This window comes from Intestinimonas butyriciproducens, assembly GCF_016901775.1.
In the GTDB taxonomy this organism is placed as follows: domain Bacteria; phylum Bacillota; class Clostridia; order Oscillospirales; family Butyricicoccaceae; genus Pseudobutyricicoccus.
Window position 1 is genome coordinate 15162 of record NZ_JACJKW010000024.1, and the last position, 13763, is coordinate 28924.

Below are 13763 nucleotides of genomic sequence, written 5' to 3' on the forward strand. Positions count from 1 at the left end.
AAATTCTTGCAATTTTTTGCACCCGGTTTTATAATAAAAAACGACATCATAGCGTGACCAGGGAGCTCGCAAACGGGCTGAGAGGAAGCTGTGCGCTTCGACCTGCTACCTGATTTGGGTAATGCCAACGGAGGGAGTCCATTCGTTTGCGGTTTTCGCCGCGGGAGGCCTTCTCCGGAGGGCAGACCCGCGGCGTTTTTTTATTGAAAAAGGAGGAAGCAAAATGCTGGGCAATTGTCTGGACAATGTGCGGGAAAAATCCCCCCTGATCCACAATATCACCAATTATGTCACCGTCAACGATGTGGCCAATGTGCTGCTGGCCTGCGGGGGAAGCCCCATTATGGCCGATGATCTGGGGGAGGTGGAAGAGATCACTTCCATCTGCGGCGGCCTGAATATCAACATCGGCACGCTGAACAGCCGCACCATTCCGGGAATGTTTGCCGCCGGGAAGAAGGCAAACGCCCTTTCCCATCCGGTGGTGCTGGACCCGGTGGGGGCGGGGGCCAGCACGCTGCGCACCAAGACGGCGCTGGATCTGCTCCGGCAGGTGCATTTTGCCGTCATCCGGGGCAATATCTCTGAGATCAAGACCCTGACCCAGGGCAGCGGCAAAACCCGGGGAGTGGATGCCGATTTGTCCGATGCCGTCACAGAGGACAACCTGGATGCCGCCGTTGCTTTTGCCAAGGAAGTGGCCGCCCGGTTTGACAGTGTGGTGGCCATCACCGGCGCCATCGACCTGGTGGCCGACAAGGAGCGGTGCTTTGTCATTCGCAACGGCCGGCCGGAGATGGGAAAGATCACCGGTACCGGCTGCCAGCTGTCCGGGCTGACGGCGGCCTTTGTCACCGCCAACCCGGAGCATACTCTGGAAGCGGCAGCTGCGGCCGTGGTGATGATGGGCCTGGCAGGGGAACTGGCTTTCCAGCGTCTGGAAGAGGGCGAGGGCAACAGCTCTTACCGCAACCGGATCATCGACGCCATCTATCACATGGATGGCAAGCAGCTGATGGAGGGCGCCCGGTATGAAGTGCGATAAAAAAGATCTGCTGCTTTATGGCGTCACCGACCGGAGCTGGCTGGGGGAGCGGACCCTCTATTCTGCGGTAGAGCAGTCCATCCTGGGAGGGGTGACCATGGTGCAGCTGCGGGAAAAGGATCTGGAGAAGGAGGAATTTCAAAAGGAAGCCCGGCAGATCCAGGAGCTTTGCAAAAAGCATCAGGTACCTTTCCTCATCAATGACAATGTGGAACTGGCGGTGGAGATCGAAGCCGACGGCGTCCATGTGGGCCAGCACGATATGGAAGCGGGGCAGGTACGCCAGAAGATCGGCCCGGACAAGATTCTGGGAGTGTCGGCCCAGACGGTGGAGCAGGCCCTCAAGGCCCAGGCGGCGGGTGCCGATTATCTGGGGGTGGGGGCGGTGTTCCCCACCGGCACCAAAGACGATGCCGACGCCGTCAGCCTGGATACGCTGAAAGCCATCTGCCAGGCGGTGGATATCCCGGTGGTGGCCATTGGCGGCATCAAAGAAAGCAATATTCTGTCCCTCAAAGGCAGCGGCATCTGCGGCGTGGCGGTGGTTTCGGCCATTTATGCCAAGGAGGACCCTCAGGCCGCGGCAGCCGGACTGCGGAAGCTGACCGAGGAGGCCATTCAGTGAAGATAGAGGGGGCTTTGTTTGATCTGGACGGTACATTGCTTCAGTCCATGGAGATGTGGCAGCAGCTTCCCCTTCAGCTGGTACGGCGTCTGGGGGGAGAACCGCCGGAGGATCTGGCCCGCACCATCGAGGCCATGGATCAGCGCCAGGCGGCGGAGTATATCATCCGGACCTTTGGTTTTTCGGTTTCGGTGGAGCGGATGCTCCAGCTGGTGGAAGAGCTGGCGGAAGAAGAGTACCGCCAGCATCTGCCGGCCAAACCGGGAGCCCAGACTCTGCTGGAACGGCTGCGGCAGAAAAAGATTCCCTGCGGCATCGTCAGCGCCACCCAGAAGGAGCTGTCCCAGGCGGCCATGGAGCGGTTGGGGCTGTGGAAGTATTTTTCCTTTGCCTTAGACTGCGGAGAGTATGGACCCAAAACAAAGCCCCACATTTATCTGGCCGGGGCGGAGAAGCTGGGGAGTAGGCCCGGCTGCACTCTGGTTTTTGAGGATGCCCTTCATGGAGCCCGCACCGCCAAAGAAGCGGGCTTCCTCACGGTGGGAGTATGGGACCCCTCGGGGGAAGAGCATCGGGCCGAGATGGAAGCACTTTGTGATCAGTATATAGAGCGTTTGGACGCATTGGAACTGGAGAAGTTTTTTCAGTGACAGAATGCGGCGGGTCGGGGGCACCACTTCCCGTCGCGTAATAAAACTTCAATGCAAAAAGGAGAAAGAACATGAAAACAGCATTGACGATCGCTGGAAGCGATTCCAGCGGAGGCGCCGGGATCCAGGCCGATATCAAGACCATGACGGCCAATGGCGTTTACGCCATGAGTGCCATCACCGCCCTGACGGCCCAGAATACCACCGGCGTTTACGGCATTATGGAAGCGACCCCGGAATTTTTGGAAGAGCAGCTGGAGCGGGTGTTTACCGATATCTACCCCGACGCCGTCAAAACCGGGATGGTTTCCTCTTCCGCTCTCATTGCCGTCATCGGCAAGGTTTTGCGGCGGCATCAGGCGAAAAACATTGTGGTGGACCCGGTGATGGTTTCCACCAGCGGCTCCCGGCTCATTGCGGAGGATGCAGTGGCCGCTTTGAAAGAAGAGCTGCTGCCTTTGTGCACAGTGTGTACTCCCAATATTCCGGAAGCCCAGGTGCTGGCCGGCATGGCCATTACCTGCCCGGAGGAAATGGAGCAGGCCGCCCGGCTCATCGGGGAAAAATATGGCTGCGCCGTTTTGTGCAAAGGGGGACACCAGGTGAGCACTGCCGACGACTATCTCTGGCAGAATGGCATGGGCATCTGGATGCGGGGCCAGCGGATCGAAAACCCCAATACCCACGGCACCGGCTGCACACTGTCCAGCGCCATTGCCGCAAACCTGGCCAAAGGCTATGACCTGCCCGGGGCAGTGGAGCGGGCCAAAGCCTATATCTCCGGGGCGCTGGCGGCCATGCTGGATCTGGGGGCGGGAAGCGGCCCGCTGGATCATCTCTTCGATCTGAAAGGGGAGTTTGTGAAATGAAGCGGGATCTGCTGAAAGTCTGTCTGGAAGAAAACACACCCCTCTGGGATCAGTGCCTGGATACCCCATTTTTGCAGGGGATTGCCCAGGGCACTTTGCCGGAGGATTGTTTCAAAGGGTATATTGTAGACGACAGCCTGTATCTGCGGGAATATTCCAAGGTTTTTGCCTGGGGGATGCTTCACGCCCGGGATATGGCGGAGATCCGGGCCTATTACTCCCTTCTGTCCTTTGTCAACGAAGGGGAAGGGGCTACCCGCCGCCAGTATCTGAAAAAATACGGCCTCACGGATGAAAGCATCCAGCATCTGCCTCTGCGGCCGGAAAACCGGGTCTATGTGGACCGGATGATTGAAGGCGCCCGGGATGGGGAAGGGGCGGCGGAATGCCTGATGGCCAGCCTGCCCTGCATGCTCAGCTATGCCTATATTTTCCGCAAAATGGTGGAACAGAGTCCCGGGGTGCTGGACACCGTCTATGGTCCCTTTGTGCGGGATTACGCCGGGGAAAAATACGAGGAAAGCTGCCGTCAGTGGATGGAGTTTGCAGAGAAGATCTGTGAGAACCTGCCGGAAGAGCGGTGGGAAGTCTGCCGGAAACTGTTCTGGGACTGCTCGGTGCATGAGCAGAAATTCTGGGAGATGAGTCAGAATCCAAGAGAAGATGTGTAATGATAGCGGGCCTGGCGGCGAGCCGCCCCTCCCGTTCTATATCCGTTTTCGACACGCTCTGGCGGGCCTGCTTTTGCAGGCCCGTTTTTCTTTTGTGCTCTTGTGAAAAAGGCGGCGGCTATGGTATGATAACATCAATAAAATAGAAGGAGGATATGCCATGACCAGAGAGGAAAAACTGGCCTCCATTTACCGGGGCGGCACAGTCTATCGCCCGCTGCAGGAGGAAAAAAGCATCCTGCTGGAAGTGCAGCTGGGATGCAGCTGGCACAAATGCGCCTTCTGCGATTTCACACGGGATTATTTTGAGCTTCTGCCCCTGGAAGAAGTACGCCGGGCGGCGGAAATTCTGGGAGAACTGAAGATGGAGGGAAACCGGGTGTTTCTGCTGGGGCAGAATCCTTTCTGCCGCTCCACTTCCGATCTGCTGCATATTTTTGGGTATATCCACCACTATCTCCCCTGGGTCAGCGAGATCAGTATGTATGCCCGGGCCGACGACATCCTGCGCAAATCCCCGGAGGATCTGCGCACGCTGCGCCAGATGGGGCTGCGGGATCTCCATGTGGGTGTGGAGTCGGGCAGCGATACCGTGCTGCTCATGGCAAACAAGGGGGAGACGGCGGCCGATTTGCTGCGGGCCTTCCGCAAGCTGGACGAGGCGGGTATCCAGTATCTGGTCACTTCCATCCTGGGGCTGGGGGGCAGACAGATGTGGAAGAGCCATGCCATCGAAACCGCCCGGCTTTATAACCGGATCCATCCCCGGAACATCTGGGTGCTGGCGCTGAAACTGTTTCCGGGAACACAGCTGTACCGGCAGGCCAGCCAGGGCCTTTTTGAGCCCATGACTCCCTGGCAGATGCTGCGGGAGGAGCGGCTGTTGGTCCAGTGCCTGGAAGTGAAGGACTGTTTCTATATGGATACCACCGCCCTCAATCAATACACCCTGGCGGCCCATCTTCCCGATGGGAAAGAAGGGCTTTTGCAGGCCATTCATCAGCTGCTGGTGGACGAAGAGCTGCCGGTGGGGCCTGGGAATGGAGCGGAAGGAGTGCTGTCGTGAAGGGGGAAACACAGGAAAAGCTGCCCTTGGGGCGCTGGCGCCATTTCAAAGGCGGAGAATATCAGGTCTATGGGGTGGCCATCCATTCGGAGACAGAGGAAGAATATGTGGTGTACCGCCCTCTTTACGGGGAAGGGAAGCTGTGGATCCGCCCTCTTTCCATGTGGCTGGAAGATGTGGAGCGGGATGGAAAAAAACAGAAACGATTTACCTATATAGGGGAATGAAAGACCCTGTTTTTTGGAAAAAATAAAAAATATGACGAAAATCCTTGCAATGGGAAGGGATATCCGATATAATATAAGAAATTTTAGGCATCTGTCGCGGCGCGGCGCGGAAGCCGGAACAAAAAGAATTTCGCCTGCACGCAAAGCCTTCAGTTGACTGGGGGCTTTTCTTTCGGTCAGCCGCCGCAGAATAGGAGGTTTTTATGGGAAAGAATTTGCTGGAACTGAAAAGCCTGGATGTGTCCGAAATCGTTTCCATCCTGGATCAGGCCCAAGCCTTTCACGATGGGGAAGTCTTTCGCGGCCTGGAAGGACGCATTGCCGCCAATTTGTTTTTTGAACCCTCGACCCGTACCCAGTACAGCTTCAATGTAGCTGAAGTCAAACTGGGTCTACGGGTCATTTCTTTTAATCCGGCTGGTTCCTCTTTGCAGAAGAACGAGAGCTTTTATGACACCGTCAAAACATTTGACAGCTTCGGCCCCGATCTGCTGGTCATCCGCCATGTGGAAAATGAGTACTATAACCAGCTGCTGGGCCATGTGAACGCCAAGATCCTCAACGGCGGCGACGGCACCGGAAACCACCCCACCCAGTCTTTGCTGGATCTGCTCACCATCCGCCAGGAGTTCGGTCATTTTGAAGGGCTGAAGGTGGCCATCATCGGGGATGTGTCCCACAGCCGGGTGGCCCACACCAACTTCGAGGTGATGGGACGGCTGGGCATGGAAGTGTGCACCAGCGGCCCGGAAGAATATATGGAGACCGCTCTCAACTATAAGCCCTTTGAAGAGGCGGTGCGGGGAAGCGATGTGGTGATGCTTCTCCGGGTGCAGCACGAACGCCATAAGGAAAAGATGCATCTTTCGGTGGAAGAATACCACAAGCGCTACGGCATGGACAAGCAAAAGCTCAGCTGGATGAAGGATGGGGCCATCATCATGCACCCCGCTCCCTTCAACCGGGGTGTGGAGATCGCCGATGAAGTGGTGGAATGCAGCCGCTCCCGCATTTTCAAGCAGGTGAACAACGGCGTCTTTGTCCGCATGGCTGCCATCAAGCGTGCCCTGTGGGATTGAACACCGGGCAGAACAGAGAAAAATACCCCCCTTTTTTGCAGGGGAAAGACAGATACAGGGAGGAAACACAGATGGAAAAAACCCAACGCTTCGACCGCAAGCTGGTTTTTGAAAACGGGCGTGAGTTTCTGGGCGCAGGCTTCGGCAGCCCGCGGGAAGCTCTGTGCCAGTGCAGTTTCGACACCGCCATGATCGGCTATCAGGAGATCCTCAGCGATCCGGCCTGCGCCGGAGAGGCTCTGGTGATGACCTATCCGGTGATCGGCAGCTACGGCATGGCCGACGAGGACTATGAGTCCCGGGCCTGCCACGCCGGATGTCTCATCGTCCGCCGCTATAATGACCGTCCCTCCAACTTCCGCTATACCAAGACGCTGGAAGAAGTGATGGTGGAAAATGACATCCCCGGCATCCAGGGTGTGGACACCCGGGCCATTGGCCGGATGCTCCGGGACGAGGGCAGCATGAAGGTGCTGCTCACCGACAAGGAGACCAGCCGGGAAAAGGCCATGGAGCTCATTGCCCAGGCACTTCCGGAAGAGGGTCTGGCCAAAAAGGTGGGCGGCAAGAAAATCCGTTACAGCCGTACTGCAAACTTCCGTTACAATGTGGCTGCGGTGGATTGCGGCATCCGCCAGAGCAGCATCCGCTGCCTGAACAATCGGGGCTGCAATGTGACCATCGTGCCCCAGGACATCACAGCGGAAGAACTGATGGCTCTCAAGCCCGACGGCCTGTTCCTTTCCAGCGGCCCGGGCGATCCCAAGGAGTGTGAGGGAGTCATCGCCCTGGTGAAGGAAATGTGGGGCAAGATGCCCATCTTCGGCGTGGGGCTGGGCTGCCAGATCATCGCCCTGGCCGCCGGCGGCGATACCTATCAGATGAAGCATGGTCACAACGGCGGCAATGTGCCTGTCAAGACCATCTATGGAGATAAGCGGGAGATCACTTCCCAGAGCCACAGTTTTGCCATCTGCGAAAAGAGCCTGGAGAACACCTCTTTGCAGGTGACCCATCGCCATCTGCTGGATGACACTGTGGAAGGCATCATGGAGGAAAAGAGCCGGGTGATCGGTGTGCAGCATTATCCGGAGAACGACCCCGGCGCCGATGACTGCGCCTATGTGTACGACACCTTTATCACCATGATGTGCAGCGTCAAAGAGGGAGGAAGCAACAATGCCTAAACGCACCGATATCAACAAGATCCTGGTGATCGGTTCCGGCCCCATCGTCATCGGACAGGCGGCGGAATTTGACTACTCGGGAACCCAGGCCTGCCTGGCTCTGAAGGAAGAGGGCTACAAGGTCATTCTGGTCAACTCCAACCCGGCCACCATCATGACCGATACCCATATCGCAGACAAGGTGTATATGGAGCCTCTGAACCTGGAATATGTGGCCCGGATCATCCGTATGGAGCGGCCCGACGCCATCATCCCCACCCTGGGCGGACAGACCGGCCTGAACCTGGCCATGCAGCTGGCCCAGAAGGGCGTACTGGACGAATGCGGCGTGGAAATTCTGGGAACTCCCTTTGATTCCATCGACCAGGCGGAGGATCGGGAAAAGTTCAAAGACCTGTGCGTGCGCATCGGCGAGCCGGTTCTGGAAAGCTATATCGCCCATTCGGTGGAGCAGGCCAAGGAAGAGGCGGCAAAGATCGGTTATCCCATCGTGCTCCGTCCGGCCTTTACCCTGGGCGGCACCGGCGGCGGTTTCTGCGACAACGAGGAAGAGCTGCTGAATCTGGCTGAAAGCGCCCTGCATCTGTCCCCGGTGGGCCAGGTGCTGGTGGAAAAGTCCATCAAGGGCTATAAAGAGATCGAGTTTGAGGTGATGCGGGACAAGAATGACACCGCCATTGCCATCTGCTCCATGGAGAACATCGATCCTGTGGGCGTCCACACCGGCGACAGCATGGTGGTGGCTCCCGCCCAGACCCTGACCGGTAAGGAATACCACATGCTCCGGGACGCCGCGCTGCGGATCATCCGGGAGCTGGGCATCGAAGGCGGCTGCAATGTGCAGTTTGCCCTGGATCCCTATTCCTTCCGCTATTATGTCATCGAAGTCAACCCCCGTGTGTCCCGTTCCTCCGCTCTGGCTTCCAAAGCCAGCGGCTTCCCCATCGCCAAGGTGTCCGCCAAGATCGCCGTAGGCATGGCTCTGGACGAGATCAATCTGGGCAGCGTTCCCGCCAGCTTTGAGCCCTCCCTGGACTACATCGTCTGCAAGGTGGCCCGCTTCCCCTTCGATAAATTCGACAAGGCCTCCAAGCTGCTGACCACCCAGATGAAGGCCACCGGCGAAGTCATGGCCATCGGCCGCACCATGGAGGAAAGCCTGCTGAAGGCGGTGCGTTCCCTGGAAGCCGGCGTCAACCATGTGTGGAAGGAAAAATTCGATCACTTCACTGTGGACGAGCTGCTGCAGGAGATCGCCACCCCCACCGACGAGCGTCTCTATGCCATTGCCGAGCTGGTGCGCCGGAATGTGGATCTGATGATGATCTGCCAGCAGACCAAGATCGACTACTTCTTCATCGACGCCATCCGCAACATTGTGGAATATGAGACGGTGTGCAAGGAAAATCCGGGAGATGCAGAGGTGCTGAAGCAGGCCAAGCGTCTGGGCTTTTCCGATGCTTTCCTGGGCAAGCTGTGGGGCATGGACGAGCTGGAAGTGCTCAAGCTGCGCCAGGAGCATAACATCTGGCCGGTATACAAGACCATCGACACCTGCGCCGGTGAGTTTGCCGCTTATGTGCCCTATTTCTACTCCACATACGAGGAGGAGAACGAGTCCATTGTCACCGACAAGCCCTCGGTGCTGGTGCTGGGCAGCGGCCCCATCCGCATCGGTCAGGGCGTGGAGTTCGACTACTCCACTGTGCACGCCATCTGGGCCATCCGGGAAGCCGGGTACGAGGCCATTATCATCAACAACAACCCGGAGACCGTGTCCACCGACTACACCGTCAGCGATAAGCTGTATTTTGAGCCCCTGTGTGTGGAAGATGTGATGAACCTGATCCATCTGGAAAACCCCATGGGCGTTGTGGTCTCCCTGGGCGGCCAGACCGCCATCAACCTGGCCGAGCGGCTGCACAAGCTGGGGGTCAACATCATCGGCACCGGCGTGGAAGCCATCGACAAGGCGGAAAACCGGGACAGCTTTGAAAAGCTGATGCACGAGCTGAACATTCCCCAGCCCGCCGGTAAGGCGGTGACCCGCATCGAGGACGGCATCCGGGTGGCAAACGAAATCGGCTATCCTGTGCTGGTGCGTCCTTCCTATGTGCTGGGTGGCCGGGCCATGCAGATCGTCCGGGATGACGAGCAGCTGCGCCGGTATTTGGCCGAAGCCGTGGTGGCCAGCGAAGAGCATCCCGTGCTGGTGGACAAGTACATCTCCGGCAAGGAACTGGAAGTGGATGCCATCTGCGACGGTGAGACCGTACTCATCCCCGGCATCATGGAGCATGTGGAGCACACCGGCGTTCATTCCGGCGACTCCTTCAGCGTCTATCCCACCTTCTCTGTGGGCGAAAAGGCCCGCAAGGCCATTGTGGACTATACCATCCGCCTGGGCCGGGGCATCGGCATCCAGGGTCTGTTCAACATTCAGTTTATCGTGGGCGAGGACGAGACCGTCCATGTCATCGAGGTCAACCCCCGTTCTTCCCGTACTGTGCCCTTCCTCTCTAAGGCCACCGGCATTCCTCTGCCCAAGATCGCCACAAAGGTCATGCTGGGACAGAGCCTGAAGGAGCAGGGCTATGAAACAGGGGAAATGCCCCGGAAGAACCGCTGGTATGTGAAAGCGCCGGTGTTCAGCTTCAGCAAGCTGCGTGGCGCCGATGTATATCTGTCTCCCGAGATGAAGTCCACCGGCGAAGCCATTGGCTATGACAACAGCCTGAACCGGGCGCTGTACAAGGCCCTGAAGGCCGCCAATATGCGTGTGGCCAATTACGGCGCCGTGTTCGTCACCATTGCCGATCAGGACAAGGAGCGGGCGCTGCCCCTGGTGCGCCGGTTCTACAACCTGGGCTTCAACATCGAGGCCACCCGGGGCACGGCTCAGTTCCTCAAGGAGCACGGCATCCGCACCCGCAGCCGGAAAAAGATCAGCGAAGGCAGCGAGGAGATCCTGGATTCCCTGCGGGCCGGTCATGTGACCTATGTGATCAACACCCTGGGACCCAATGAAATGGCCAACACCGACGGGTTTGCCATCCGCCGCAGCGCTGTGGAGAACAATGTGACCATGTTCACCTCTCTGGACACCGTCAGCGTGCTGCTGGATGTGCTGGAAGAAATCACCGTGGGCGTCTCCACCATCGACAGTGAAGGGGAAAGCAAATGACAAACGGTATGTATGAGATCGTCAGCAATCGGCCCATCGCCCAGGACACCTATGAAATGGTGCTCCAGGGAGATCTGAGCTTTGCAGAAAATCCCGGTCAGTTCGTCAACATCAAGCTGGAAGGGCTCTATCTGCGCCGCCCCATCAGCATCTGCGATTGGGACGACGCCACCCTCACGCTGATCTATAAAGTGGTGGGGAAGGGCACACGGCAGATGGCAGAGATGAAGCCGGGGAAAGAGCTGGATATTCTCTGCGGCCTGGGCAATGGCTTTGATATGAAAAAGGCCGGAGAGCACAGTCTGCTCATCGGCGGAGGGGTGGGGGTTCCCCCCCTCTATGGCCTGGCCCGGCGCATGGTGTACGAAGGAAAGAAAGTCACCGCCGTTCTGGGCTTCGGCAACAAGAACCAGGCTTTTTATGTGGAAAAATTCAAAGCCCTTGGCTGCCCGGTAGAGGTGGCCACCGAGGACGGCAGCCTGGGGACAAAGGGATTTGTCACCCATGTGATGGAAAACCTGTCCTATGATTATTATTTCGCCTGCGGCCCCATGCCCATGCTTCGGGCGGTGCACGCCTGCGGAAAACCGGGCCAGCTCTCCTTTGAGGAGCGGATGGGCTGCGGCTTCGGCGCCTGCATGGGCTGCAGCTGCGAAACTCTGGTGGGCAACAAGCGCATTTGCGTGGACGGCCCGGTGATGGATAGCAGCGAGGTGAAATTCTGATGAGCAGACTGACTGTGAAACTGGGAGATTGGGAGCTGGATAACCCCATCATCCCCGCCAGCGGCACTTTTGGCTTCGGCTATGAGTTTGCCAAATATTATGACCTTGATCTTCTGGGCTCCATGAGCCTGAAGGGCACCACAAAAGATCCCCGTTTCGGCAACCCCACGCCCCGTATCGCCGAGTGCGAAATGGGCCTGCTCAATGCCATCGGTTTGCAGAATCCCGGGGTGCACAAGGTGATCGAAGAAGAGCTGCCCAAGCTGCGGCAGGTCTATCACAAGAAAGCCATCGCCAATATTTCCGGCTTTTCGGTGGAGGACTATGCCTATACCGCCGCCCTTTTTGACAAGGAAGAGGATATGGGCATTCTGGAGATCAACATCAGCTGCCCCAATGTGAAGCACGGAGGCATGGCTTTCGGCACCGATCCTCAGGCGGCGGCCACCGTCTGCCGGGCGGTGAAGAAAGTGACCACAAAGCCGGTTTATATGAAGCTGTCTCCCAATGTCACCGACATTGTGGCCATCGCCAAAGCGGTGGTGGAAGCAGGGGCCGACGGATTGGTGCTCATCAACACCCTGTTTGGCATGCGTATCGATCCCCGCACAGGAAGGCCCATCGTCTCCACCAAAATGGCAGGCTTCTCCGGCCCGGCCATCAAGCCGGTGGCTCTGCGGATGGTCTATCAGGTATGCCAGGCAGTGGATGTGCCGGTGATCGGTGTGGGCGGCATCCAGAATGCCGATGATGTGCTGGAATTTCTTTCTGCCGGTGCTTCTGCCGTACAGGTGGGCGCCCAGAACCTGGTGGACCCCTGGGCCTGCCCCCGGATCATCGAGGAGCTGTCCCGGAAGATGGACGAATACGGTATTGAAACTTTGGAAGAGATCATAGGGAGGGCTCAGAAATGAAAAAACATGATGTGATCATCGCCTGCGATTTCCCCACTGGGCAGGATGCGCTTGATTTCCTCAGCCAGTTCAAGGAGGAAAAGCCCTTTGTGAAAATCGGCATGGAGCTGTTCTATGGCGAAGGGCCGGACATTGTCCGCAAGCTGAAGGCCATGGGCCACGATGTGTTCCTGGATCTGAAGCTCCACGACATTCCCAACACCGTCAACAAGGCCATGCGCAACCTGGCCAAGCTGGGAGTCAACATGACCAATGTCCACGCCGCCGGCACCATCGATATGATGCGGGCCGCCAAAGAGGGCCTGGCCGAGGGAGCACAGGGAGAAGTGCCCATGCTCATCGCCGTCACCCAGCTGACCAGCACCTCTCAGGAGCGGATGCAGAAAGAACTGCTCATCCCCAATACCATTGAGGAGACAGTGGCTCACTATGCCCGGAATACCCAGCAGGCCGGTCTGGACGGCGTGGTCTGCTCTCCCCTGGAGGCAGGCATTGTGAAAAAGGCCTGCGGCACATCCTTCCGCACCGTCACCCCGGGCATCCGGTATCCCGACGGCGATGTGGGAGACCAGTCCCGGATCACCACACCCCAGAAGGCCCGGGAGATCGGCACCGACTATATCGTGGTGGGCCGCCCCATCACCAAGGCACAGGATCCGGTGGAGGCCTATCGCCGGGTGCTGCGGGACTTTTTGGGAGAATAAGGAGGAAATATCATGGAAAACATGGAAAAGAAGATCGCGTCCTGCCTGCTGGAGATCAAGGCGGTGTTCCTGCGCCCCCAGGAGCCCTTTACCTGGGCCAGCGGCATCAAATCCCCCATTTACTGCGATAACCGGCTGACTCTGTCCTATCCCCATATCCGGAATCAGGTGGAGCAGGGGCTGGCGGAGAACATCCGTAAGCATTATCCCGATTGCGAAGTGGTGGCAGGCACCAGCACCGCCGGTATTGCCCATGCGGCCCTGGTGGCCGACATTCTGGGCCTGCCCATGTGCTATGTGCGCTCCAGCGCCAAGGACCATGGCCGGAACAACCAGATCGAAGGCAAGGTGGAAAAGGGCCAGAAAGTGGTTGTGGTGGAAGATCTGATCTCCACCGGCGGCTCTGTCATCGAAGTGGTCAATGTGCTGCGGGAAGTGGGGGCCGAGGTCCTGGGTATCGCTTCCATCTTCACCTATGGCCTGCAGAAGGGCATCGACCGGATGCAGGAGGCCCAGGTGAAAAACGTGTCCCTTTCCAATTACGATGCTTTGGTGGAAGTGGCTGTGGAGCAGGACTACATCAAGGCAGAAGATGTGAAGAAGCTGCAGGCCTTCCAGAAAAATCCCTCCGACAGCGGTTGGATGGACCTGTAAAAACAAAATACAGCCAGAATATAGAAAAAGCCCTGCGGAATCATTCCGCAGGTCTTTTTGTGCTCCGAAAACCACTCGCTAGGCGAGTGGTTCAAAAAAAGACTTATGTCGATAATGGCGAAATAAAAACTCCCTTTGCTATAATAGGAGTGCGGTCTGCCAA

14 protein-coding genes and 1 riboswitch are annotated in these 13763 nt (G+C 57.8%); all 14 genes read left to right on the forward strand.

Annotated elements, in window-relative coordinates:
- Positions 1-48 precede the first annotated feature (48 nt).
- Positions 49-153: riboswitch (TPP riboswitch) on the forward strand.
- A 70-nt stretch (positions 154-223) separates the two neighbouring features.
- The 14 genes from thiM to pyrE all read left to right on the forward strand — a co-directional run bounded on the left by thiM (position 224) and on the right by pyrE (position 13600).
- Entirely contained in the window at positions 224-1045 is an 822-nt protein-coding gene (gene thiM, locus H6A25_RS11315) for a hydroxyethylthiazole kinase (protein ID WP_204752229.1), read from the forward strand.
- Positions 1032-1670, forward strand: a complete 639-nt coding sequence (gene thiE, locus H6A25_RS11320; RefSeq protein WP_204752230.1) for a thiamine phosphate synthase — start codon at positions 1032-1034, stop codon at positions 1668-1670. Before thiM ends, thiE begins: the two co-directional genes overlap by 14 nt.
- Entirely contained in the window at positions 1667-2320 is a 654-nt protein-coding gene (locus H6A25_RS11325) for an HAD-IA family hydrolase (protein WP_204752231.1), read from the forward strand. Before thiE ends, H6A25_RS11325 begins: the two co-directional genes overlap by 4 nt.
- 71 nt (positions 2321-2391) lie before the next feature.
- Positions 2392-3189, forward strand: coding sequence for a bifunctional hydroxymethylpyrimidine kinase/phosphomethylpyrimidine kinase (gene thiD / locus H6A25_RS11330; RefSeq protein WP_204752232.1), 798 nt, complete (start codon positions 2392-2394; stop codon positions 3187-3189).
- A complete protein-coding gene (locus tag H6A25_RS11335; RefSeq protein WP_204752233.1) occupies positions 3186-3860 on the forward strand; it encodes a TenA family protein in 675 nt (224 codons plus the stop codon). Before thiD ends, H6A25_RS11335 begins: the two co-directional genes overlap by 4 nt.
- Positions 3861-4020: 160 nt before the next feature.
- Positions 4021-4926: a radical SAM protein gene (locus tag H6A25_RS11340; protein ID WP_204752234.1), complete on the forward strand. Its 906-nt coding sequence runs from the start codon at positions 4021-4023 to the stop codon at positions 4924-4926.
- Complete coding sequence (locus H6A25_RS11345) at positions 4923-5153, forward strand: DUF1653 domain-containing protein (RefSeq protein WP_204752235.1); 231 nt, start codon at positions 4923-4925, stop codon at positions 5151-5153. Before H6A25_RS11340 ends, H6A25_RS11345 begins: the two co-directional genes overlap by 4 nt.
- A 203-nt stretch (positions 5154-5356) precedes the next feature.
- The gene (locus tag H6A25_RS11350) at positions 5357-6232 is read left to right on the forward strand and encodes an aspartate carbamoyltransferase catalytic subunit (RefSeq protein WP_204752236.1); all 876 of its coding nucleotides are present in this window, start codon (positions 5357-5359) and stop codon (positions 6230-6232) included.
- A 71-nt stretch (positions 6233-6303) separates the two neighbouring features.
- The gene (gene carA / locus H6A25_RS11355; protein WP_204752237.1) at positions 6304-7419 is read left to right on the forward strand and encodes a glutamine-hydrolyzing carbamoyl-phosphate synthase small subunit; all 1116 of its coding nucleotides are present in this window, start codon (positions 6304-6306) and stop codon (positions 7417-7419) included.
- Positions 7412-10603: a carbamoyl-phosphate synthase large subunit gene (gene carB / locus H6A25_RS11360; RefSeq protein WP_204752238.1), complete on the forward strand. Its 3192-nt coding sequence runs from the start codon at positions 7412-7414 to the stop codon at positions 10601-10603. Before carA ends, carB begins: the two co-directional genes overlap by 8 nt.
- The gene (locus H6A25_RS11365; RefSeq protein ID WP_204752239.1) at positions 10600-11328 is read left to right on the forward strand and encodes a dihydroorotate dehydrogenase electron transfer subunit; all 729 of its coding nucleotides are present in this window, start codon (positions 10600-10602) and stop codon (positions 11326-11328) included. The genes carB and H6A25_RS11365 overlap by 4 nt, the downstream gene beginning before the upstream one ends.
- Positions 11328-12242, forward strand: a complete 915-nt coding sequence (locus tag H6A25_RS11370) for a dihydroorotate dehydrogenase (RefSeq protein ID WP_204752240.1) — start codon at positions 11328-11330, stop codon at positions 12240-12242. The genes H6A25_RS11365 and H6A25_RS11370 overlap by 1 nt, the downstream gene beginning before the upstream one ends.
- Positions 12239-12946 (forward strand): orotidine-5'-phosphate decarboxylase, encoded by a 708-nt coding sequence (gene pyrF, locus H6A25_RS11375; RefSeq protein WP_118427465.1) that lies wholly within the window; start codon positions 12239-12241, stop codon positions 12944-12946. The genes H6A25_RS11370 and pyrF overlap by 4 nt, the downstream gene beginning before the upstream one ends.
- Before the next feature lie 12 nt (positions 12947-12958).
- Positions 12959-13600 (forward strand): orotate phosphoribosyltransferase, encoded by a 642-nt coding sequence (pyrE, locus tag H6A25_RS11380; RefSeq protein WP_275951900.1) that lies wholly within the window; start codon positions 12959-12961, stop codon positions 13598-13600.
- Positions 13601-13763: the final 163 nt, after the last annotated feature.